A 23525-nucleotide genomic window follows, 5' to 3' on the forward strand; every position below is an offset into this window, starting at 1 on the left:
ATGCGTGAGACCAGAACCCGTCCGCACCTGGTGCGCGGACTCGTGGCCCTCCTCGGGGTGGCACTGCTCGGGGGTGCGGCGATGGTGGCCGTGAACACGCCACAACTCGCACTCCAGTCTGTTCCCCTGGGGATGGACACCGGGGAGGGCTCGGCGGACGTGGAGATGCGGTTCGAGCGCGCCGACCGGCTCGCACCCGGAGCGGAGGTCCGCTACGGGGGACGCCTCGTCGGCCGGGTCCGCAGCGTCGGCACCGACGGAACCGAGGCCGTGATCGGCGTCCGCCTCGAGGGTGACTCCGGCGTCCCCGCCGGCGTCTTCGCCGAGATCCGCCTGCCCACCGCCCTCGGCAGCCCGTTCATCGCGCTCACCCCGCCGGCGGCGCCCGCGACCGGTGCACTACTCGAGGACACGGGGGTCGTTCCGCGGGTGCACACCGGCGTCGGTCCGGACCTCGAGTCGAGCCTCGCCTCGCTGGGACTGCTGCTCAACGGGAGTGGGATCGCGCAGCTCGGCTCGGTGATGGAGGAGCTCACCGTGGCCCTGGACGGGCGAGGTGAGGAGATCGGGCGCATCCGGGAGCGTGGGGACCGCGCCCTGGAGTTGTACGAGGCGAACCGCGACGAGATCGACCGGACGATCCTCGCCCTGGACCGGGTCAACGCCTCGCTCGCCGGTCGCCGCGAGCTCATCGACCGCGGCATGCGGGTGTCCGCCGACCTCGTCTCGGAGGCGGCGGCCAGTCGGGAGACGATCACCGCACTCATGGACACCACCACCGCCCTGACAGTGCAGGTCGAGCAGTTCACCTCGGCTACGGACGGGCGCCTGACGCCGTCACTGCGCACACTGACCGTCCTGCTCGAGGACATGGAGGGCTTCGGGGACGAGGTGGCCCCCACCCTGGACGCCCTGCAGCGCTTCGTCACGAACTTCGACGTCGCGATCCGCGGGGACCACATGATGTTCGACGGCGCGCTCGACCTCCCCGGCTCGCTGGATGCCCTGGGCACCGGCGGTGAGGCGCGCGCGGGTCGACCGCTGCCGCCCGGTGCCACCGGCCCCCCCGACGCCCAGCCGCCCGTGGGGGGTGCGCCGTGAACCGCCACATCGTCACGCAGGCGCTGCTGTTCGCGTTCATCTCGGTGGTCGCCATCGGCTACGGCATCCGGTACATCGGGGAGGACGCCGACGTGGCGAGTGGTTTCCGGGTGGTGGCCCACGTCGAGGACGCGCGGGGCCTCGGACCCGGGGTGCGCGTGACCTACCGCGGCGTGGACGTGGGGGAGGTCCAGGACGCCGTTCTCGACGGGGTCGGCGGGGTCCGGCTCCACCTGAGGATCGTCGACGGCACCCGGATCCCCGTCAGCGCACACGCCCGGGTGGTGACCAGCACGGCCCTGGGGGACAACCGGCTCGACGTCCGGCCGACGAGCGGAGCCGGTCCCTACCTGGGAGAAGGTGGTGAGTTGCTGGTCCCCGAGGACGAGCAACCCGCGTCGATCGAGCACCTCATCGCCGATATCGACACCTCGCTGCGGGCGCTGGACCCGGAGTCCCTGGCCTCGTTCGGGGACAGCGTGGCCACCGCTCTCGAGGGCAACGGCCCGCGGCTTGGCGCGATCCTCGAGGACACCGCACTGCTCACGGCTGTGTTGACCGAGCAGGCTCCCACGTTCCGCGGGCTCGTCGGCGACGGGCTCGTGACCGTGCGCGCGCTGGCGGCCCGCCCGGATCCCCTCAGCGGGTCGGCCTCGGTGGCCCGCGACGTCGCCGAGCAGCTGGCCCGCCGGGAGGACACGCTCGTGTACCTGCTCGACCGCTCACCCGAGGCGATGCTCCGGGCCCAGGTGCTCCTCGATGCCAACCGGGAGGACGCGGCCGGCCTGCTCGCCAACACCCTCGTCGTCACACCCGTGTTCCGCGATCGGGGACCCGCCTGGGAGGCCGGCCTCACCCAGGGCGAGCGGGGACTGCGGGCCCTGGCGGGGACCGTGCGTGACGGTCGCGCGGACTTCCAACTGGTCGCCACCCAGGGGCCGGTGTGCGTCTACCCGTACGAGCCCCGCGACGTCGTCGACCACTCCCCGCGTGAGCCGAATCTGCGGTTGTACTGCCCGCCGGGCGAGGACCTGGAGCAGCGGGGATCGCGGGCGGCTCCCCGACCGAACGACGAGGGACTGGCGGGGGCGACCGAACCCGGAACCAGGATCGGCCCGCACATGGCCGTCGACCCTGTGCTCGTCCCGACCGGCAAGGAGATCGCCGCGTACTGGGCGACGATGATGGAAGGACTGCGTCATGGCGGCTGAGGCACCCAGGGAGGACAACGTCCCGGAGGATAGGGCCCGGGCGGACAACGTCCCGGAGGACAAGGCCCGGGCGGACACCTCCACGGTGGACGACGATCCCGTGGAGGGCACGACCCCCCCGCGGAGGAACTCCGCTCGCATCGTGAGCGCTGTGGTCGTGGTGGCACTGGTGGCCGCGTGTGCCTGGTTGGGCTACCTCGTGTGGTCGGACCACCGGGAGGACGAACTCCGACGCAGCGCGGTCGAGGACGCCACCCGCCTGGTCGTCCAACTCGCCTCCTACGACCACGCCGACGTGGACGCCAACATCGAGGCGGTCGTGGCGGACGCCACTCCGGAGTTCGCCGACCGCTATCGCGAGGTCTCCGAGGGGCTGCGCGAGTTGCTCACCAACGGACAGGGCACCTCGACCGGAACCGTGACCCACGCGGGGGTTCAGAGCGTGGACACCGGCAGCGCCGTGGTGCTGGTCTTCCTGGATCAGGAGATCACCAACGTCACCGTGCCCGAGGGCCGGGTCGACGCGAGCCGCATGGTCGTGACCCTGGTCCGCGACGGGAACCGCTGGCTGCTCGACTCCGCCGAACTGGCCTGATCCGTCACCGCCGAACCGGCCTGATCCGACACCGCCGACCGAACGACACCGATACCCGAGGAGAACCGCCACGTGATCACCGAACTGCACCGCAATCCCGCCCCGCCCACCCCACGCCGTCGACCGCCCGTCCTCCCCGACGCCCTCGACTCGATCGGTGCGGCCGGCGGGGTCGCCAACGTCATCATGCAGTTGTCCTGGCCCGAGGTGGGCTGGGGGGTACGCGAGAGCCGGGTGGACACCGGCAACGTCTACAAGAGGCCCTTGAAGCGGGCCCGGACGACCTTCCAGTACCTGGCGGTGGCCACGCTGGGGAGCGACGACGACAAGCGGGTCTACCGCGAGGAGGTCACCCGCATCCACCGTCGGGTGCACTCCACACCCGACAGTCCGGTCGAGTACAGCGCGGTGGACCCCAAGCTCCAGATGTGGGTGGCCGCCTGTCTGTACGTGGGATTCGAGGACGTCTTCGAGTGGCTGCACGGACCCATGACCGAGTCCGACCGCGAGGCCTTCTACCGCTCCGCCCCGTCTCTGGGGACGACGCTCCAGGTGCGCGCCGACCAGTGGCCGGCGACGCGGGCGGAGTTCGACGACTACTGGCACGAGGGCAAGTCCCGGATCCGATTCGACGACCCGGTACGCGAACACCTGGTGGGTCTGACGGAGCTCCGGATGCTGCCGCAGCCCACGACGGTCCTGTTCGGGCGCCTGAACAAGTGGGTGACGACCGGGTTCCTGCACCGCGAGTTCCGCGACGCGCTGGGGCTGGCGTGGGACCCGCGGGACCAGCGGCGCTTCGAGCGGTTCCTGGCGCTCACCGCGGCGGCCAACCGGATGCTCCCGTACCCGGTCCGGACCCTCACCTACCGGGTGCTGCTGCTGGACCTGAAGTGGCGCCTGCGAACCGGACGGCCGCTGATGTGACGTCCCGGGGCTCACGTCGGAGATGAGACGGCGGAGGCCGGGGCGGTGTCGCCCCGGCCTCCGGTGGTCGCGGGTCCGACCCGCGCGACGAGTGCCGGGTGGTCAGGCCTGCGCGACGAGTGCCGGGTGGTCAGGCCTGCGCGACCAGCGTCGCGCCCCGGTCCTCGTCGCGGTCCTCGTCCCACACGCCGGCGCGCTGGAGGTGCGCGATGAGCAGGTCGGCGCCGTTGGTGAACTCCCGGTCGACCACGGCGTGGGCCGTCTCCACGTCGCCGGTGCGCAGCGCCTCGAGCATCCGCCTGTTGTCCTCGAGCGCGGTGGACCGCCAGTCCGGATCCTCGGCGTAGAGCCGGTAGGGCATGTAGCGCGCGGCGTTGTTGAGGAAGCGGGACAGCTTGTCCGACCGGGACGCCCGGTTGATCGAGCGGTGGATGGCGTACTGCGCGCTCACCACACGGTCCGGATCGCCCGTCACGGCCGCCGTCTCGAAGTCCTCCACCAGGCGGGCGTGGTTCTCGAGGGCCGCCTCGTCGAACCGGGTGATGGCACGGTCGACGATCCGCTTGGACAGCCGGGCCTGCAGCCAGAAGATGTCCTCGACGTCCTGCCTGCTCATCGGCGAGACCAGGTAACCGCGTCGTGGGACCAGATCGACCAGCCCCTCCCCGCGCAGGGTCAGCAGGGCCTCGCGCACCGGGGTCACGCTCACCCCGAGAGCGGCCGCGGTCTCGTCCAGACGGATGAAGTCCCCGGGGCGCACCTCGCCGCTCATGATCCGGGTCCGGACGTGGTCCGCGACCTCCTCGGAGAGCTGCGGACGCTGCGCGAGTCGTGTTGCGGCCATATCCGCCACCTCATCTCCGGGGATCACGAACGACCGAGGGGCCTCGGCCGAGAATCGAAATCAAATATATCCGAGGAGTGTGCGATTGCCCAGCAGGGGTGAGCGCCTCTCCCCCGCTGTATGGCCCCGGTGGAGAGTCTCGCGCATGGCACCGGCCCGGGGGAGGTGGGCGTTTCTCCCGCGTGTGCCGACGTGCCGGGCGAGACTGGGGGCATGACCTCATCCGAGACCCGTCCAGCCGTCCGCACCGAGCGCCGCGATCACATCCTGCTCGTCACCCTCGACCGCCCCGAGGTCCGCAACGCCGTCAACGGCGAGGTGAGCACGCTGCTCGGGCGGGCCCTGCACGAGGCGGACACGGACCCGGAGATCCGGGTGGTCGTCCTCACCGGGTCGGGGGAGCAGTCGTTCTGCGCGGGGGCGGACCTCAAGGCGATCTCCCGGGGAGAGGACATTTTCCCGGCGGAGAACCGCCAGTGGGGTTTCGCGGGCATGATGCAGCATCACGTCTCCGTGCCGGTGATCGCCGCGGTCAACGGCACCGCATTGGGTGGGGGCTGCGAGATCGCGCTCGCGTGCGATCTCGTGGTGGCCGCCGAGCACGCGATCTTCGGGCTGCCCGAGGTCAGGCGGGGTCTCATCGCGGCGGCGGGCGGCGCGTTCCGGCTGCCGGCCCAGCTGCCCCACCGGGTGGCCATGGAGATGATCCTCACCGGCGAGCCGGTCACGGCCGAGCGCGCCCTGGACCTGCATCTGATCAACCGTGTCGTCCCTGCCGGGCAGCTGCTCGACGCGGCGCTCGAGCTGGCCGGCGTGATCGCCGCCAACGCCCCCTTGGCCGTGCAGGCCAGCAAGCGCGTCGCGCTGGGGATCAGCGACGGGGCCCGCGCGGCGGAGGACGACCGGTGGAAGGTCAGTGACACGGAGATGATCACCGTCATGACGTCGGAGGACGCGATGGAGGGCCCGCGGGCGTTCGCGGAGAAGCGCGCTCCCGTCTGGAAGGCGCGCTGAGACCCATCCCACATCCCGATCGGATGTGCACGCCGCCCGCCCGAACTACATTTCCTTCATGGGAGCCCAGTTCAGGTCAGCGGTGATCGAGGAGGACCTCCAGGTCCTCGACTCCGAGAGTCGGGAGCTCACGCCCAGGGCGTCCGAGCTGCTGGCCCACCGATCAGCGGACGTCGCTGCCGACGAGGTGCGCAACTGTGTGATCCGGACGCGCACCCGTCCGGCCCACACGGCCTCGGGCCTGCGCTCCGGGCTGCACGAGGCGCGCGAGGGACTGCGCCGGGTGGGCGAGGGCCGCGGCCTCACGGTGGCGGCCGCGGGAGCGGTCCCGCTGGTCCCCCCGGGGTCGGCGCTGGTCGACGAGAGCCCCCGGATGCGCCGGCTGCTGGCGGACTACGAGTTCCTGGCCCGCGGTCAGATCTACTGCGGCACCCGGATCCGGGTGGATGCCGTGGACACCGACGAGGCGGTCGCCCTGGCGTGCCGGATCGCCCCACACCTCCCGGTGTTCCTGGCGCTCACCGCGAGCTCGCCCTTCCTCCGCGACGGATCCGACTCCGGGTACGCCAGCTGCCGCTCGGTCGCCGCGTCCCAGTGGCCGACCACCGCGCCGGTGGCGGGCGTGTGCTCGGCGCACGACTACCACGCACTCGTCGACGCCCTCGTCGGCAGCGGCGTGATCACCGACGCCTCGATGGTCGGCTTCGGGATCCAACCCGGCGCGGACGGGCGGTCGGTGGAGATCCTGGTGTGCGACGCGTGCCCCTCCGCCGACGCCACTGCCCTCGTGGCCACCCTGTTCCGGGCGCTGGTCGAGCGCGAGGCCGAGGCCCTGGCGCGGGGTGCGGAGCCGTCCGCACCCGTGGAGACCAGGCTCCGGGCCGCGTTGTGGCGCGCCGCGAGATCCGGTCTCGAGGGCGCCCTGGTCGACCCGGTCACCTTCCGCCCCCGTCCGGCGGCCGACGTCATCACCGACCTGGTCGACTCCCTGGCCGAGCAGCTGTCCGGCACGGGGGACCTGGACACGGTGCGCGCGCTGGTCGAGGACGCGCTCTACAACGGCAGCAGCGCGTTCCGTCAGCGGCAGACCCTGCGCCGCCGGGCCCACGTCCAGGACGTCGTGGACCTGCTGGTGGTGGAGACCGGCGGTACCAGCGGCTCCCGTTCGCCCGTCCCGGACGCGCACTCGCGACTGTTCGGTGTCTACCTCCCGATCGAGGGCCTGGACGAGGACCCGAGCTGGGACGAGGCGGTCGAGGCCGGTGGGCGGCCGCGGGCCCCGTACGACCCCGTCCTGACGGCGCTGCAGCGGATCGGGACCGTCAGGCTCCGGGCGCGGCAGGTGCGGGCCGAGCAGGAGGCCTCGGTCGCCGGGGTCACCTTCCGGGTCACGGGCCAGGAGCGTCCCCACGCGTTCCCGATGGACTTCGTCCCCCGGATCATCACCTCGGAGACCTGGTCGCGGCTCGCGGCCGGGATCGAGCAGCGCGCCCGCGCCCTCGACGCGTTCCTGGACGACGTCTACGGCGAGCAGGAGTTCCTCGCCGCCGGGCACCTCGCCCCCGAGGCCCTCGATCGGGCACCGGGGTTCCGCGGGAGTACCGGGCGGGCGCTGGGGGCGGACCGGATCCGGGCGCACATCTGCGGGATCGACCTGGTGTGCGCGGACGACGGTCGGTGGCTGGTCCTCGAGGACAACGTCCGCGTGCCGTCCGGTGTCGCCTTCTCCACCGCCCACCGCGAGATGACGTCGGCGTTGTTCGGCGACCTGGTCGACGAGTTCGATCTCCACTCTCCCGACCAGGCCTTCCCCATGATCCGGGAGACCCTCGTGGCGGCGGCACCGCCGGCGGCGGGCGACACCCCGAACGTGGTGGTGATGTCCTCCGGTTCGGCGGACTCGGCGTGGTTCGAGCACCGCCTCATCGCCGACCGGGCCGGCCTGCCACTCGTCACCCCTGACGAGGTCGTCTTCCGGGACGGGATCCTGCACCGCAGGACCCGCGACGGGCTCCAGCGGGTGGACGTGGTGTACGCGCGGATCGACGAGGACATGCTGCTCAGCTCCCCCGGACTCGACGGCGAGCCGCTGCGGGACGGCCTGCTGGACGCCCTCGCCGGGGGGCGGCTGACGGTGGCCAACGCCCTCGGGAACGGGGTGGCGGACGACAAGGCCGTGTACGCCTCCGTGCCCGCGATGATCGACTTCTACCTGGGGGAGGCCCCGGTCCTCGAGCAGGTGCCGACCTACCTGTGCGCGGACCGCACCCAACGCGACCTCGTGCTGGACCGGCTGGGGGAGTTGGTGGTCAAGCCGATCGACGGCTACGGCGGGCTGGGGATCACCATCGGGCCCGAGTGCTCCGAGGCGGAGTTGGCCGCACGACGCGAGGAGCTGCTCACCCGGCCCGAGGGCTTCATCGCCCAGGAGGTGGTGGCCCTGTCGACGCTCCCGACCTTCGACGGCACCCGCATGCAGAGGCGGCACGTCGACCTGCGCGCCTTCGCCCACCTGAGGCGCGAGGGAGGCCGGACGACGGCCCACGCGGTCCCGGCCGGCCTCACCCGGGTGGCCCCCGCCGGGTCGCTGATCGTCAACTCCTCCCGCGGGGGTGGCGGCAAGGACACGTGGATCATGCGCTGACCCCGGGCGCCCCCCGCCGCGGGTGCGGACCCCGAACGGTTCCCCTACCGTGACTCCGATGACCGATGGACAGCGATGGATCAGGATCGAGGAGGAACTCCACCTCGTCGATCTGCGGACCCGACGACCGGTACGGCGCGCACCCCAGGTGCTCGAGGCCGCCGGCGAGGGGGGCGGCGGCACGGATGGCGGCGCTGCGGCTGATGCTGTGGGCGCCCATGCGGTCTCGGCCCGCCACGGCGCGCTCGTGGTGTCGGACGTCGGCGCCCACACCGGGCTCGCCGAACTCGCCGAGGCGCTCCGCCACACCCGGTCCCGGTTGGCCGGGGCGGGAGGCGGGATCCGCACCGGGGTGGTCGCGGCGGGTTCGCTCGCCTCACCGGGGGTCGAGTTCGACCCCACCCCCGAGGAGCCCCACCCCGCCCCGGGACGCGAGTCCCAGACCCGGGCGGCGGCGAGGTTCCGCGTGGTGGTGGAGGTCGGGGACGCCGACGAGGCGCAGTACGTCGCGCGGCGTGCGGTCGCCGTGGCCCCCGTGCTGCTGGCCATGGCCGCCAGTTCTCCCTACTGGGCCGACGGCGGGGACTCCGGGTACGCCTCCACGCGGACGTTCGAGGCGCGGTGGTCGCCCGCGCACCTCACGGTCGTCCCCGCCGACACCGCGGAGGGGGTGCAGGCGGCGGAGGACGAACTGCTCGGGACCGGCGTGGTGGTGGACCGGGAGTCGATCGACATCGACCTCCGCCCGTCCCGGGACGGCAGAGGCGTGGAACTGGGGGTCTGTGACTCCTGCAGCACGGTGGACACCCTCGTCGTCGTCGCCGCCCTGTTCCGCGCCACGGTCGACCGCATCCTCGCCGAGCGGGACGCCGACGGCGACTGGGTGGACCCCTCGCCCACCGTCCTCGACGCGGCGTTCTGGCGGGCGGCCCGATCGGGGATGGAGGGCGATCTGGTGGACGTGACCACCGGACGCCCGCGACCTGCGTCCGAGCTCCTGAACGACCTGGTGGAGGGGCTGACCGGGCAGCTCCGCGCCGGCGGCGAGCTCGAGCTGGTCCACGATCTCCTCGACGGCATCCGCGGGGCCGGCACCTCGGCGGCCCGCCAACGCGCCGCCCACCGCCGTCGCGGGAGGCGTGGCGACGTGGTGGCCGTCCTGCTGGCGGAGACCGTCGACCGGATCCGGCCCCGCGACGTGGCGGACGACCGCGGCATGCGGTCGATGCTCGCCTCCTACTCGCCGCTGGGTGAGGCCGTCACCGAGGAGGTGCACGACGAGGCGATCACCGAGGACGGCGTGCCGCGGCCCGAGTACGTGGACGTGCTCAAGGCCGTCTCGGACCTGGGCCCCGAGACCCTGTGTGAGCGCAAGGACACGGTCGACGACAGCCTCCGCGACCTCGGGGTGACGCTCAAGGTCTACGGCAGGGACGAGCCGCAGGTGTTTCCCCTGGACGCGGTCCCGCGGATCATCCCGGCCGACCAGTGGGCGCGGATCTCGGCGGGGATCGAACAGCGCGCCCGCGCGATGGAGTTGTTCCTCCGGGACATCTACGGCCCCGGCGAGATCACCCGCGCCGGTGTCGTCCCCGCCGAGGCCCTCGAGCGGGCACCGGGTTTCCGTCCCACCGGCCGGTCGGTCCCGGCCGGGGCGCTGCACGCCCCGGTGTGCGGGGTCGACCTCGTGTCCACCGCCCCGGGCGAGTGGGTCGTCCTCGAGGACAATCTGCGGATGGCCGGAGGACTGGCCATGGCGGTCGCGCTGCGCGACCGGATCAGCGAGGGCTTCCCCGAGTTCGGCGCACGGTCCGAGATCCACGATCCCCGGGTCGGCCTGGACATGCTGACGCAGACGCTGCGCGCGGCCGCGCCGGACGGCGTCGACGATCCGGCGATCGCGGTGGTGATCGCGGAGGACGAGCTCGGATCCTTCGACCTGGGCCAGGTCGCGGCCGCGATCGGCGGCCCGCTCGTCACCCCCGACCACCTGGTGGTCGAGGACAGTCGACTGTGGCGCGTCGACGGCGACGAGCGCAGCCCCGTCGACGTGCTCTACGTCCGTATGGACGAGGAGATGCTGCTCTCCTCCGAGGGGGCCGACGGAACCGTTCTGCGGCGCGGTCTGCTCGGCGCGATGGCGGAGGGCGGGGTGGCCGTGGTCAACGCCCCCGGCAACGGCGCGGCGGACGACAAGGCGATCTACGCGCGAGTGCCGGAGATCATCAACTTCTACCTGGGGGAGAAGCCCCTCATCGGTCAGGTGGACACCTACCTCTGCTCCGACCCCGAGCAGCGGAAGCAGGTCCTCGACCGGCTGGGGGAGCTCGTGGTCAAGCCGATCGACGGGTACGGGGGCTCCGGGATCACCGTCGGCCCCGAGTGCACGCCCCGCGAGCTCGACGAGCGCCGCGACGAGCTGAGGCGGCACGGCGAGCGATTCGTCGCACAGGAGGTCCAGGCCCTGTCCACCCTGCCGACGTTCGACGGGCACGAACTCCAGCGCCGACACGTCGACATGCGGGCGTTCGTCATGCTCCGACCCGGGGACTCGGGTGAGATCCTCGCCTCCGCCCCGCCCGTCGCACTGACACGGGTGGCTCCGGCGGGCACGATGGTCGTCAACGCCTCGAGCGGGGGCGGGGGAAAGGACACCTGGATCCACCGTGCATGACACGACCGAGATCACCGAGGAGGCCGAGTCCCTGGACGTCGCCGGCCCACCCGACGACGCCGCCGGGGGGCCGGACGCGATCCGTCACACCACCTCTCCGTGCCTGTCCCCGGACGGGTCGATGCTGGCGTGCGTGGTCACCGAGCGCACCGGATACCCGCGGGCGGTGCAGCGGCCACTGGGCCTGGGGGGCCTCGACGGGGCAGGGCCGGAGCGCGACGTCGTGCTGCCCGTCAACGGCCCGGTCCGTCGAGTCGCCTACTCTCCCAACGGCAAGTGGCTGGCCTGTGAGGTGGCACCCGACGGCGGTGAGCGCGAGCGGATCTGGCTGGTCACGACCGATCCCGCGGACAAGGACGTCTACCCGATCGACACCCACCACGACGCCACCGAGCAGATCGTCTGCTGGGACGGCGACCTGCTGGCCCTGACCGCCTTCGACTCCGAGGGACTGGCCGAGGGCAGGCTGGTGGACCCGGAGACGGGCGAGAGCACGGTGGTCGACAGCCGGATGGGGGGCGCGCTCGTCCACGCCCGCGACGGCGCGGCCCTGTTCCGGGTCGGAGCCCGCGGCCACCGCGAACTGCTCCGGATCGTCCCGGACGGCCGGTGGTGGCCGCTGTTGCCCGTCGACACCGGGTCCACCACGGACGCCGGCGTGATCCTCGACGCCGGGGGTGAGAACCGGCCCATGAAGATGCTCGTGCGCAGCGACCACTCCGCGGAGCGCATGGGCCTGATCGCCGTGGAGGCGGACGAGGAGAGCACCGAGTCCTGGCCGGTGGCCTACCGGGAGGATGCCGACCTCGACCGGGTGGAGGTGAGCCTGGACCGCTCGACGGCGGTACTGCTGTGGAACGTGCGGGGCGGACTGTCCGAGATCGAGGTGCTGGATCTGCGGAAGAGTCGTCCCCGGACCATCGCCCGACCCCCGCTGCCGGAGGTGGTCGCGTCCGCCCCCACGCTCACGGCAGACGGCCGGTTGCTCGCACTCACCGTGCAGAGCCTCGACCAGCCGCCGCGCATCGTCATGTATGACGTCGAGAGACGGAGGTGGACGGGAGAGCCGCCCCGGCAGCCGGATCCGGCCCCGGTGCTGGTCCACTTCACGGCCCGCGACGGGCTGGAGTTGTCCGGCTGGCTGTACCGCGCAGACCCCGCCGAGGAACCGACGCCCACCGTCGTGCACCTCCACGGCGGTCCCGAGGGGCAGTCCCGGCCGGGGTACAACGACATCGCCCGCCGGTACCTCGACATCGGCGTGACCTACTTCGCGCCCAACGTGCGCGGCTCCACGGGGTCCGGACGCTTCTTCAGCCACGCCGACGACCGCTACGGCCGCTTCGCGGGGATCGACGACGTCGAGGACGCGCTGTTGCACCTGGTCGAGGCGGGCGTCGCCGACCCCGACCGGGCGGTGGTCTCGGGCCGCTCCTACGGCGGGTACCTCGTCAACGCGACCCTGGTCCGGCACCCCGGGAGGTGGCGCGGGGGCATCGCGGCGTGCGGGATGAGCGATCTCCAGACCTTCTACCGCACCACCGAGCCGTGGATCGCCGCCGCCGCGTATCCCAAGTACGGGAACCCGCTGCAGGAGCGGGAGCTGCTCAGGGAGGCCTCGCCTCTGCATCTGTACCACCACGTGGACGTGCCCGTGCTCTTCGTCCACGGGGCGCACGACACCAATGTGCCGCTCAGCGAGACGGAGCAGGCCGTGGAGGCCTTGCGTCGCCGCGGCGTACCGGTGGACGTGCTGCTCTTCGAGGACGAGGGTCACGAGTTCGTGAAATTGGCCAACAGGCAGCTGCTCGGGGACCGGGTGGTCGACTTCTGTCAGGAGGTGTTCGGTGTTCGGACGCAAGAAGAGTGAACCCGGCGACGCGGACGGGTTCGAGGGACGACTGATCGGGTGGCGGCGCCACATCCACGCCCACCCCGAGTTGTCCTACGAGGAGACCGAGACCACCGACTACATCGAGGGTGAGCTGCGGTCCATGGGGCTGACGCCCACGCGGTTCCGGATCGGCACCGGCCTGTGGTGCGACGTCCCGGCCGCCGACGGCGCCACCGCGACCGACGTCGTGGCCCTGCGCGCGGACATCGACGCACTGGCCATGGGCGAGGACTCCGGCGAGCCCTTCGCCTCGGAGGTCGACGGCGTCGCCCACACGTGCGGTCACGACGGCCACACCGCGATGCTCCTCGGCGCGGCCGAACTGTTGGTCGCCGACCCGCCGCCGCGACCCGTGCGCCTGATCTTCCAGCCGGCGGAGGAGACCATGCCGGGCGGGGCCAAGGACTGCGTCGAGGAGGGCGTGGTGGAGGGCGTGGACCGCATCATCGCCCTGCACTGCGACCCGCACCGCCGCGTGGGCGAGGTGGGCGTCACCGGCGGCGCCATCACCTCGTCCAACGCCAAGATCGGCATCACGGTCCACTCGGACGGCGGGCACACCGCCCGGCCGCACGAGACCCAGGACACGGTCTTCGCCCTGGCGCAGATCGTCACGGGGGTGACCGCCGTGGTGGATCGGACGATCGATCCGCGCTCGGGCACGGTCCTGACCTGGGCCTCGGTCAAGGCCGGAGGGACCGCACCCAACGTCATCCCCGACTCGGGGCAGCTGTGGGGCACGCTGCGCAGCGCCGACCGCGACGTGTGGGCCACGGCGGAGCCCGTCGTCCGCGAGGCCGTCGAGACGATCGCCGCGACCTACGGGGTCCGCGCCGAGGTCGACTACGTCCAGGGCGTGCCGCCGGTGGTCAACGACGAGACCTGCGCCGACCTGGCCGCGTCGGCCGTCGAGCAGGTGCTCGGTGCCGACGGGGTGGGCACCGCCGTCCAGTCCAGCGGAGGCGAGGACTTCGCCTGGTACACCGAGGAGATCCCCGGCGTCTACCTGCGGCTGGGGGTGTGGGACGGCGAGTCCGAGGAGACCGACCTGCACCATCCCGGGTTCGTGCTGGACGAGGCCGCACTGCCCCACGGCGCCCGGATCTTCGACGCCTTCGCGAGGACGGACCGACCGGCGGGATGACCGGCCGACGGGGTGAGCGGCCCGCCGAGCCGGTGGAGGACCACCGCGATCGCGGGTAGACAGAGGGGCATGACAGCCGCCCCGACCGAGATCGCCCCGACCTTCTCCGCCCCGACCCTGCCCGCGGCGAGCGGGCCGCTCTCGCAGGCCGTGGTCACGGCGCTGTCGACGGGCCGGACAGACAGGCTCCCGGGCGTGCCGGCGGACACCGATCCGCTGGGCCGCGATCTGCAGCTCGCGCTGTACACGCTCTACGAGCTCCACTACCGGGGCTTCGCCGGGGTCGACGCCGACCTGGAATGGGACCCCGAGCTCCTGCGGCTGCGGCGCGCACTGGAGACCCTGTTCCTTGATCACCTCCGGGGAGCCGTCGAGCCCGGCGAGGACCCGGTGGCGGAGATGGACGCACTGTCCGTGGAGGCGACCTCCGGCACCGGCCCGTCCTGGTACTTCAAGGACGAGGGCACCTGGGACCAGCTGCGCGAGTATTTGGCCCACCGGTCTCTGTACCACCTCAAGGAGGGCGACCCCCACGCGTTCGCCATCCCCCGACTGCAGGGGCAGGCCAAGGCCTCGTTCGTCGCCGTGGAGTTCGACGAGTTCGGCGGGGGCCGCGGCGAACGGGTGCACCAGCAGCTCTGGGCCGACCTCATGACCGCCGCCGGGCTGGACGCCACCTACCTGGGATACCTCGACCGGGTGTCGGCGGCGACTCTGTCGACCGTCAACCTGATGTCGCTGTTCGGGCTGCACCGGTCGCTGCGCGGGGCCGCGATCGGCCACTTCGCCGCCATCGAGATCACCTCGTCCCCCGGATCGGCGCGGCTCGTGGCGGGCCTGCGGCGGATGGGGGCCCCGGAGGAGTGCGTGCACTTCTACGCCGAGCACGTGGAGGCCGACGCGGTGCACGAGCAGGTGATGCGCCACGACGTCGTGGGGGATCTGGTGAACCGGGAGCCGCACCTGGCGGCCGACGTGGTGTTCGGGATGCGCACGCTGGACTACCTCGATGAGCTGGCGGCGGGCGAGATGCTCGCGGCCTGGGGCCGCGGGGACTCCTCGCTGCTGCCCTGACGCGCGGGCGTGTCCCGCTCACGCCGACACACCGCGGCATCCGCTCGCGCGCCTGCACACCCGGCGGGACATCTGCTCGTGCGCCTGAGCGCCTGACGCGCAGCCGCCCGCGGCGATGCACTCCGGCGCGCGCAGTGGGGCACGCAGGCGTTCATCGAGGGGGGCGGCTGCGGAGAAGGGTGGGGCGGGGAGCGGCTGCGGAGAAGATGGGGAGGGCGCGACCCGGCACGGGCTCAGTCGTCGGTGTCGGCCGAGGTATCGGTGGGGGTCTCGGCAGCGGCTTCGGCAGCGGCCTCGGAAGGGGTGGCCCGGATCTTGCGCCGGTGGCTGGTGTCGCACAGCGGGTAGGTCTTGCTGCGCCGGCACGTGCACACGGCCACCATGAACCGGTCGGAGCACACGCGGGCGCCGTCGTCGGTGATCAGGTCGACAGGCCCCTCCACCAGCATCGGCCCGCCGGGGACTATGCGGACGACCCGCGCCCCGCGCTCACCTGCGATCGACACGGACCACCACCAGTTCCTCCACCCGCCGCCCGGGCTCGAGCAGGCTCGCCGCCTCGAGTCGCTCGGCGTACGCGAGCATGACGGGGCCGAACTCCACGACCCGGCTGGCGACCTGGCGGGCCTCGAACCCGACCCGCCCGAGCCGCTCGATGGTCTGCGGCGGGTCCGAGAACTCGGAGTGGACGATGAGCATGCTCCCGCCGGGGGCCACGAGGTCCGGGGCCAGATCGCACAGCTCGTCCAGGACCACCCTCCCGTTGGCGCCGGCGTCCCAGGCCCGGTTGGGTCCGGTCCCGCGCAGGGGCTTGTCCGAGGGGACGTAGGGCGGGTTGGAGACCACCACGTCGAACGGCCCGGCGTGGCGGGCGTCGGCGAGGGTCCCGACGCGCGCGTCCACCCGAACCCCGGCACGCTCGGCGTTACGGGTCGCGCACGCGACGGCGGCGGGGGAGATGTCAAAGGCGAGGACCTCCCGCGCACCCTTCAGCGCCGCCTCGATGGCGAGGATCCCGCTACCTGTACAGATGTCGAGGACGCGCTTGTCCGTGACCAGATCAGCGTGGTCCAGCGCCTCGCAGAGCAGCCACGAGTCGGACTGCGGCGCATAGACACCGTCGTCGACCTCGATGTGCGCGAACCGTGTCTGGGTCATCGGGCCTCCGGTGAGGGTCGTCGGATGAGGCCCAGTCAATCGACGTACCCGGCCGCCTGCAACCGCTGGGACTCTAACGCTGCCAGTACAGCCCGCCGGGGACGTCGCCGCCACCGGTCAGTCGGCAGGTCAGGACGGTGCCGTCCGGGGCGGTGACCGCGATGTCCTGCTGCATGCAGGGCGTGCCCAGCAGGGCCGGGCCGGTGCCGTCCGGGCCCGATCCCTCCGGCTGCGGGAGCCACAGCGGGCCGGCCCCACCCGGGTCCTCCAGGCAGAACAGCGGCGACCCGTCCCCGGCCTGGGCGAGCTCGCCGACCATGTGGCAGGGCCCGCCGGCGCCCACGACGTTGGCGGGCAGCTGGGTCGACGCCGGCGGGGCCGGTGCGGCGGGGGCCGCGGACGCCGTGGGTGCGGAGACGGGATCGGCGGTCTCGGCCACGGGCGAGGGGGACGGGGGAGTCGACGACGACGAGGTGGTCGCCTGCGTCGTCGGCGAGGTGGGGGCCGCTGCCTCCTCCGCCCCCGAGCACGCGGCGAGCGCGACCCCGGCCGCCATCGCGAGTGCGATGACTGCCGGGACACGGCGACGCCCGGTGGGGGAGAGCTGGCGGTTCGTCGCGGTGTGGGTCATGCGTTCCTGTTCTTCCAGCGGGGGTCAGGCTCCGATGATGAAGGCCTCGAGCTCGGCGCGGGCCTTGTCGTCGGCCATCTGCTCCGGCGGGGACTTCATGAGGTACGCCGACGCCGGCAGGATCGGTCCGCCGATGCCGCGGTCCTTGGCGATCTTGGCCGCCCGGACGGCGTCGATGATGATGCCGGCCGAGTTGGGCGAGTCCCACACCTCGAGCTTGTACTCGAGGTTGATCGGAGCATCGCCGAACGCGCGTCCCTCGAGGCGAACGTACGCCCACTTGCGGTCGTCGAGCCACTCCACGTAGTCGGAGGGGCCGATGTGCACGTTGCGGTCGTGGATCTTGTCCTTGAGGGAGCCCTCGAGGTTGGAGGTCACGGCCTGGGTCTTGGAGACCTTCTTGGACTCCAGGCGCTCGCGCTCGAGCATGTTCTTGAAGTCCATGTTGCCGCCCACGTTGAGCTGGTAGGTCCGGTCCAGGGCGACACCGCGGTCCTCGAACAGCTTGGCCATCACGCGGTGCGTGATGGTGGCGCCGACCTGCGACTTGATGTCGTCGCCCACGATCGGGACGCCGGCGGAGCGGAACTTCTCGGCCCACACGGGGTCGGAGGCGATGAAGACGGGCAGGGCGTTGACAAAGGCGACGTCGGCGTCGATGCAGCACTGGGCGTAGAACTTGTCCGCCTCCTCGGATCCCACCGGCAGGTAGCTGACCAGCACGTCGACCTCGGCGTCGCGCAGGGCCCGGACCATGTCCACGGGCTCGGCGTCGGACTCCTCGATGGTCTGGCGGTAGTACTTGCCCAGCCCGTCGAGGGTGGGTCCGCGCTGGACGCTGACGCCGGTCGGCGGCACGTCGCAGAGCTTGAGGGTGTTGTTCTCCGAGGCGTTGATCGCCTCGGCGAGGTCCATGCCGACCTTCTTGCCGTCGACGTCGAACGCGGCGACGAACTCGACGTCCCGGACGTGGTAGTCGCCGAACTTGACGTGCATGAGGCCGGGGACGGTCTGGTCGATCGCCGCGTCCTTGTAGAACTCGACGCCCTGCACGAGCGAGGACGCGCAGTTGCCGACGCCGACGATCGCGACGCGCACCTTCTTGTCGGTCATGGGGATTCTCCTTGTGATGGGTTCTCTGTCTGGATGAGCTCGTTGATCCAGCGCAGCTCGCGCTCGCTGGTCTCGAGGCCGAGCAGGGTGAGCTGCCGGGCGTAGCGCAGTTCGGTCGGGCCGGTCCGGGTGGCCGCGTCCCGTTGGCCCTCGCGCCGCTCCTCGAGGACCCGCCGCCGGCCCTCCAGGAGCCGCACCCGGGCGGGCCCGGGGGTGCGGTCGAAGAAGGCCAGGTGGACGCCGAAACCGTCGTCGTTGAACGACGCGGCCCCGGGCTCGTCGAGCAGGGCGGCCAACGTCTCCTTGCCCCCGGCGGTGATGCGGTAGGTCTTGCGACCGCGTCGTGCGGTGGCCGGCGGACGCGTGGCGGTGGCCGCGGTGGCGTCCTCGACGATGTCTCCCTGTTGCCGGAGGCGACGCAGGGTGGGGTAGAGCGAACCGAAGGACACGGTCCGGACGGTGCCCAGCATCTCGGACAGGCGCTTGCGCAGCTCGTAGCCGTGCATGGGCCGCTCGTCGAGCAGCCCCAGGATCGCCAGTTCGAGCACCACACCCCTCCCCTCGACGTCTCATGCCTGCGGGTTTCCGCGACGGTCACCGAGAGTACACCTTTGGATGTATCGCGCCGATATACCCGTCCGTGACATCGGGCGGACGGATCGAGACAGACGCGGGCCCCGGACCCCCGGCCTCGCGCCCCGGACCCCCCGTGCTCGTGCCCCGGACTCGCGCGGAGGTCCGGCGCGAGTCGTAGGCTGATCCCGTGGACCACGCCGACTTCCGCCCCCGGCGACCCGGCCCCCCGCCGGGACCGGAGGACCCCACCGGCCGCGACGCCCTCCGGCGTCGACGGGTGGTGGATTTCGCCCTGCGGCGTCGAGGGGTGTTGGCGGATCTCCGTGAGGGGGTCTCGGCACTTCGCGAGGTGTGCGACGCGGACGTCTATCTGCTGCGTGCGGCGAGTTTCCACGGCGTGGAGACCGGGACCGTGTGCCCCGTGTGCCGCAAGGAGAACCTCACCGAGGTGTCCTGGGTGTTCGGCGACGACCTGGGTGCGGCGTCCGGCTCGGCGCGCAGTGCGGACGAGATAGAGCAGCTGGCACTGACCCACGACGCGTTCACCGTGCACGTGGTGGAGGTGTGTCGCAGCTGCTCGTGGAACCACCTGGTGGAGTCCTACGAAGTGGGTCTGGCCTCCGGGGAGGGCAGGCGCGTGCGCCGGGCGGTGCGGGACCTCCGCCGGCACCGCTGAGAGCCCTCCCCGGGTGCGGTGAGTTCCGAGTGGAGCGCGATTTCGTACACAATGGACGGCAATGCACCGTCAGCGGGGGTCACCCGTACCGGTCGGAGCTGCTCGCAGGAGGGTAGAAGATGTCGCAAAGTGACAGGACGCGTGGGAGATCTGACGGGGATCGGGACGACTCCTCGCCCCGGCGCGGCTGGTTCCGGCGTCACCCTGCCTGGACGACGCTGATCCTCGTCGTCGTCGTCCTGTTGGTGATCCCGCTGGTGATCGTCGGGGTGACCTACAACCGCACCGAGATCCCCCGCCCGGGCAGCGTGGCCACCAACCAGATCTCCGAGATCTACACCAACGACGGCACGACCATGATCGGGCGCATCGTCCCACCGGAGGGCAACCGCACCCTGGTGGAGGTCGACGCCATCCCCGTGCACGTGCGCAACGCCGTCATCGCCGCGGAGGACCGCAGCTTCTACACCAACGAGGGCTACGACCCCACGGGCATCGGCCGCGCGGTGATCGGGCAGGTCACCGGCGAGTCGAGCGCCGGCGGCGGGTCCACGATCACGCAGCAGTACGTCAAGAACACCATGGTCGGCGACGCTCCCACCTACGAGCGCAAGGCCAGGGAGATCATCATCGCGGCCAAGATGACCAACGAGTGGTCCAAGGACCAGATCCTCGGGGCCTACCTCAACACCATCTACTTCGGCCGCGGCGCGTACGGCATCGCCGCCGCCTCCACCGCCTACTTCAACAAGCCGGTGGAGAGCCTCACCGTGGAGGAGGGCGCGCTTCTCGCGGGGGTCATCCAGTCGCCGTCCGCGCTGGACCCGCTCAACAACGCCGCCGCCTCCGAGGGCCGCTGGAACTACGTGATGGACGGCATGCGCGACATGGGGGCCATCGACGCCCAGCAGCGTGGCATGGCGGAGTTCCCCCAGGTCGTGGAGGATCCCCAGGCGGTGGACCAGAACGTGGGCGACCCCACCAACGGGGCGATCCGTCGTCAGGTGCTGGCGGAGCTGGCGATGGCCGGCCTGGACGAGCAGATGCTCAACACCCGCGGGCTCAAGATCACCACCACGATCGACCCGTCCACCCAGGACGCCGTGGTCGAGGCCGCTCGCAGCAACATGCAGGGGGAGAGGCCCGAGAACCGGACGGCGGTGGTCTCCATCAACCCCCGCACGGGCGGCGTGATCGGCTACTACGGCGGCGAGGACGCCGAGGGGTGGGATTACGCCAACGCTCCGCTGCAGACCGGTTCCACCTTCAAGATCTTCGGCGTGGCCGCCGCCCTCGAGCAGGGGATCGGGTTGGGCACCCAGATCTCCTCGGCGCCCGTGACCACCGGAAACGTCACCGTCACCAACGTCCAAGGCCAGTCCTGTGGGTCGTGCTCGGTCGCGATGGCGCTCAAGATGTCCCTCAACACCTCGTTCATCCGCCTGCAGCGGATGCTGAACAACGGCGCCAACGACGTCCGGGAGATGGCCCACCGCACGGGCGTCGCCAAGGAGATCCCCGGACTGCCGTGGGAGACCCTCACCGAGCAGGGCGAGGACCCCTACGACGGCCTGATCCTGGGCCAGTACCCGATCCGGGTGCGCGACATGGCCACGAGCCTGGCCACCTTCGCGGCCGAGGGCGTCCACCGGCCGACCCACTTCATCGAGAAGGTCGAGACGGCCGACGGTGAGGTCCTGCTGGACAACTCGGCCCCCGAGGGTGAGGAGGTGGTGGACGCCGACGTGGCCAACAACCTCACCTCCGCGATGGAGCCGATCGCCGCCTATTCCAACGGCAAGTCGCTGGCGGGCGGACGCCCCTCGGCGGCCAAGTCCGGCACCACCCAGCTCGGCGACACCGGGTACAACAAGGACGCCTGGTTCGTGGGCTACACCCCGTCCATCGCCACGGCGGTGTGGGTGGGGACCGACGACAACCAGCCGTTGCTCAACGCGTGGGGCGGGACGATGTACGGGTCCGGGCTCCCCGCGGACATCTGGAAGTCGGCGATGGACGGCGCGCTGTCCGGGACCGACTGGGAGAGCTTCCCGTCCCCCGGGTACATCGGTGGCCAGGCCGGCGCGTCCCAGTGGGAGTCCTCCGGCACGGGGACCGGGAACACCGGCGGGACGGGTGCCACCCAGCAGGCGGTCCCCCAGCCCAGCGTCGCCCCCGCCCCCGCGCAGCCCGCTCCGGCTCCCGGGGCGCCGGGTCCGCTCACGCTCAACGTCCCGGGCCTGCCCGAGATCGTCATCCCGGGGGCCGGTGCTCCGGCACCCGCGCCCGCGCCGGCCCCCGCCCCCGAGCCGGCCCCGGTTCCCGGTGGCGGAGGCGACGGGGGAGGCACGGGAGGCGGCGGCGACGCCGGAGACGGCGGGGCCTGACCCGGATACGGTGCACTAGGGTGTGGTCGTGCAGAGCAACGGCCACCTCTCCCCGCTGCCGCTCGACAGGGACCTGCGATCGCTCGGCCCCCGGGACCGGGTGCGACCCGGGGACGGGGCCGCCAGGGCGGTGCTGGACGCGTGGGGCGGACCGGTCGGTGAGCACGCGGTCGTAGGACGGCAGCGGTTCTGGACGCCGCTGCGCGTGATCATGATGTTCGCGGTGCTGTTCCTGGCGCTCGGGTTCTTCTCCAAGGCAGCGTGCCTGGTCACCACCAGCCCCACCGACGGCTCCGCGCCGGGGCTCAACTGGACCGGCCAGCAGTACTACAAGGCCTGCTACGCCGACCCGCTCCCGCTCTACGCGGTGCAGGGTCTGGACTCCGGCGAGCTGCCGTACCGGTACATGTGGGTGGGCGACGACGGCGGTGCCCGCTACATGGAGTACCCGGTGGTGTCCGGGATGTTCCAGTACGTCACCGCCCAGGCGGCCCAGGCCTGGCACGCGGTGGCCCCCGGCGGTCCCATCGAGGTGGTCAAGTACTTCGTCCTCGGCTGCGTGATCCTGGCGTTCCTCTGGATGGTCGCCGTGTGGGCCACCTACCTGTCGGCCGGGCGCCGGCCGTGGGACACGCTGCTCATGGCCGCCAGTCCGCTCATCATCTTCCAGGCCTTCACCAACTACGACCTGATGGCGGTGGCGTTCGCGTCAGTGGCGCTCCTGCTGTGGGCGCGCAGCAGGCCGGTCTGGACGGGGGTCGTCCTGGGGATCGGCGTGGCGGCCAAGCTGTACCCGCTGTTCCTCTTCGGCGCCCTGCTGGTGGTGGCCATCCGCCGCAGGCGCTTCGTGGACCTGGGCAAGGCGGCCGTGGCGGCGGTGGCGGCCTGGTTGGCGGTCAACCTGCCGATCATGATCCCGTTCCCCGAGGGCTGGCGGGAGTTCTTCCGGCTCAACTCGGACCGCCCCGCCAACCCGGAGAGCATCTACGCCGTCATGCAGACCCTGACGGGCTGGCAGGGCTTCGACGCCGGGCGCGCCGCGGGCGAGGCCCCGGCCACGCTCAACACGGTGTCCCTGGTCCTGTTCGCCCTCGGCTGCGTGGCCGTGCTGGTCATCGGACTCACCGCCGCCACCACCCCGCGGATCGCGCAGCTGGCGTTCCTCATCGTGGCGGTGTTCCTGCTCACCAACAAGGTGTGGAGCCCGCAGTACTCGCTGTGGCTGGTCCCGCTGGCGGTGCTCGCGGTCCCCAGGGCCAGGCTGCTGGTGCCGTGGATGGTCTTCGATGCCCTGCTGTGGGTGGCGCACATGTCGTACTTCCACGGGGTGGCCAACAAGGGCATCGGGCCCGAGACGTTCCATCCGCTCGTCCTGGTGCGCGACCTGATGGTCGTGGCCATCTGTGTGGTGGTGATCCGCGAGATCTACCGGCCGCACCTGGACCTGGTCCGGATGGCGCACCAGGGCACACCCGAGGGGCCGGACCCCCTGGCCGGGGTGCTCGCGGACCCCGGGGAACCGCTGGTCGGACCGACGGTCCAGGAGAACGACGATCGTGACGACGACGACCGTGACGACGACCATGACGACGACGAGGCCCGCGGGGTCCGACAGACGGAGGGCACCACCGGATGAGCACCAGTGCGATGATCTGGATGTTCGTGTGCATCCTCGTCGGATTCGTCTGCATGGTCACCGCCGCCGGCGGGCACCGCGCGGGGTGGCGCCAGCCCGTGTGGATCTCCTGGACCGTCGCGGCCTTCCTGTTCCTCACCGTGGTGCCCGTGGTCCTCGCGTTGACGATCGGACTGCGTCACGGTTGACGTTCGGACCGCGTCACGGCTGAGGCGGCCCGACCGGT

General features: G+C 71.9%; 20 protein-coding genes. 14 read left to right on the top strand and 6 right to left on the bottom strand.

The genetic code is table 11. The annotated features are described in order from the left end of the window. The 4 genes from ABD250_RS17535 (at position 1) to ABD250_RS17550 (ending at position 3834) form a co-directional block, all read left to right on the top strand. Entirely contained in the window at positions 1–1101 is a 1101-nt protein-coding gene (locus tag ABD250_RS17535) for an MlaD family protein (protein WP_179523933.1), read from the top strand. Further along, positions 1098–2312, top strand: a complete 1215-nt coding sequence (locus ABD250_RS17540) for an MlaD family protein (RefSeq protein ID WP_182658535.1) — start codon at positions 1098–1100, stop codon at positions 2310–2312. The genes ABD250_RS17535 and ABD250_RS17540 overlap by 4 nt, the downstream gene beginning before the upstream one ends. Beyond that, positions 2302–2907 (top strand): hypothetical protein, encoded by a 606-nt coding sequence (locus tag ABD250_RS17545; protein ID WP_182658534.1) that lies wholly within the window; start codon positions 2302–2304, stop codon positions 2905–2907. The genes ABD250_RS17540 and ABD250_RS17545 overlap by 11 nt, the downstream gene beginning before the upstream one ends. Before the next feature lie 72 nt (positions 2908–2979). Continuing rightward, on the top strand, positions 2980–3834 hold the full coding sequence (locus ABD250_RS17550) for an oxygenase MpaB family protein (protein ID WP_338404177.1): 855 nt from the start codon (positions 2980–2982) through the stop codon (positions 3832–3834). A gap of 130 nt (positions 3835–3964) precedes the next feature. Here ABD250_RS17550 and ABD250_RS17555 read toward each other — a convergent pair whose 3' ends face one another. Further along, entirely contained in the window at positions 3965–4678 is a 714-nt protein-coding gene (locus tag ABD250_RS17555; protein WP_194306102.1) for a GntR family transcriptional regulator, read from the bottom strand. Positions 4679–4891: 213 nt separating this feature from the next. Here ABD250_RS17555 and ABD250_RS17560 point away from each other — a divergent pair, with 213 nt between their 5' ends. The 6 genes from ABD250_RS17560 to ABD250_RS17585 all read left to right on the top strand — a co-directional run bounded on the left by ABD250_RS17560 (position 4892) and on the right by ABD250_RS17585 (position 15122). Further along, complete coding sequence (locus ABD250_RS17560) at positions 4892–5692, top strand: crotonase/enoyl-CoA hydratase family protein (RefSeq protein ID WP_182658533.1); 801 nt, start codon at positions 4892–4894, stop codon at positions 5690–5692. A gap of 58 nt (positions 5693–5750) precedes the next feature. After that, positions 5751–8336, top strand: a complete 2586-nt coding sequence (locus ABD250_RS17565) for a glutamate-cysteine ligase family protein (protein WP_344393521.1) — start codon at positions 5751–5753, stop codon at positions 8334–8336. Positions 8337–8394: 58 nt separating this feature from the next. Further along, positions 8395–11010 carry a carboxylate--amine ligase/circularly permuted type 2 ATP-grasp protein gene (locus ABD250_RS17570; RefSeq protein ID WP_259847126.1) on the top strand — a complete coding sequence of 872 codons (2616 nt, stop codon included), beginning with the start codon at positions 8395–8397 and terminating at the stop codon, positions 11008–11010. Beyond that, positions 11003–12880 carry an alpha/beta hydrolase family protein gene (locus ABD250_RS17575; RefSeq protein WP_182657934.1) on the top strand — a complete coding sequence of 626 codons (1878 nt, stop codon included), beginning with the start codon at positions 11003–11005 and terminating at the stop codon, positions 12878–12880. Before ABD250_RS17570 ends, ABD250_RS17575 begins: the two co-directional genes overlap by 8 nt. Then, positions 12858–14048, top strand: a complete 1191-nt coding sequence (locus ABD250_RS17580) for an amidohydrolase (RefSeq protein WP_182657935.1) — start codon at positions 12858–12860, stop codon at positions 14046–14048. The genes ABD250_RS17575 and ABD250_RS17580 overlap by 23 nt, the downstream gene beginning before the upstream one ends. A gap of 69 nt (positions 14049–14117) precedes the next feature. Next, a complete protein-coding gene (locus ABD250_RS17585) occupies positions 14118–15122 on the top strand; it encodes an iron-containing redox enzyme family protein (protein ID WP_344393525.1) in 1005 nt (334 codons plus the stop codon). A 233-nt stretch (positions 15123–15355) separates the two neighbouring features. Here ABD250_RS17585 and ABD250_RS17590 read toward each other — a convergent pair whose 3' ends face one another. The 5 genes from ABD250_RS17590 to ABD250_RS17610 all read right to left on the bottom strand — a co-directional run bounded on the left by ABD250_RS17590 (position 15356) and on the right by ABD250_RS17610 (position 18572). Beyond that, positions 15356–15628 carry a CDGSH iron-sulfur domain-containing protein gene (locus ABD250_RS17590; protein WP_425551934.1) on the bottom strand — a complete coding sequence of 91 codons (273 nt, stop codon included), beginning with the start codon at positions 15626–15628 and terminating at the stop codon, positions 15356–15358. Then, positions 15612–16280: a HemK2/MTQ2 family protein methyltransferase gene (locus ABD250_RS17595; protein WP_344393527.1), complete on the bottom strand. Its 669-nt coding sequence runs from the start codon at positions 16278–16280 to the stop codon at positions 15612–15614. The genes ABD250_RS17590 and ABD250_RS17595 overlap by 17 nt, the downstream gene beginning before the upstream one ends. A gap of 73 nt (positions 16281–16353) precedes the next feature. Beyond that, on the bottom strand, positions 16354–16911 hold the full coding sequence (locus ABD250_RS17600) for a hypothetical protein (RefSeq protein WP_344393529.1): 558 nt from the start codon (positions 16909–16911) through the stop codon (positions 16354–16356). Between the two features lie 24 nt (positions 16912–16935). After that, positions 16936–18024, bottom strand: a complete 1089-nt coding sequence (locus ABD250_RS17605) for an inositol-3-phosphate synthase (protein ID WP_182610744.1) — start codon at positions 18022–18024, stop codon at positions 16936–16938. Then, a complete protein-coding gene (locus ABD250_RS17610) occupies positions 18021–18572 on the bottom strand; it encodes a PadR family transcriptional regulator (RefSeq protein ID WP_179526060.1) in 552 nt (183 codons plus the stop codon). The genes ABD250_RS17605 and ABD250_RS17610 overlap by 4 nt, the downstream gene beginning before the upstream one ends. Positions 18573–18877: 305 nt before the next feature. On the opposite strand from ABD250_RS17610, the gene ABD250_RS17615 reads away from it, so the two are divergent. The 4 genes from ABD250_RS17615 to ABD250_RS17630 all read left to right on the top strand — a co-directional run bounded on the left by ABD250_RS17615 (position 18878) and on the right by ABD250_RS17630 (position 23487). Continuing rightward, entirely contained in the window at positions 18878–19276 is a 399-nt protein-coding gene (locus ABD250_RS17615) for a DUF5318 family protein (RefSeq protein WP_182658587.1), read from the top strand. A gap of 119 nt (positions 19277–19395) precedes the next feature. After that, positions 19396–21663, top strand: coding sequence for a transglycosylase domain-containing protein (locus ABD250_RS17620; RefSeq protein ID WP_344393532.1), 2268 nt, complete (start codon positions 19396–19398; stop codon positions 21661–21663). A gap of 28 nt (positions 21664–21691) precedes the next feature. Then, positions 21692–23299, top strand: coding sequence for a glycosyltransferase family 87 protein (locus ABD250_RS17625; RefSeq protein WP_338404151.1), 1608 nt, complete (start codon positions 21692–21694; stop codon positions 23297–23299). After that, positions 23296–23487, top strand: coding sequence for a hypothetical protein (locus tag ABD250_RS17630; protein WP_179523918.1), 192 nt, complete (start codon positions 23296–23298; stop codon positions 23485–23487). Before ABD250_RS17625 ends, ABD250_RS17630 begins: the two co-directional genes overlap by 4 nt. Positions 23488–23525: the final 38 nt, after the last annotated feature.

It is taken from the genome of Dietzia cercidiphylli (assembly GCF_039531545.1).
Taxonomy (GTDB): Bacteria; Actinomycetota; Actinomycetes; order Mycobacteriales; family Mycobacteriaceae; genus Dietzia; species Dietzia natronolimnaea.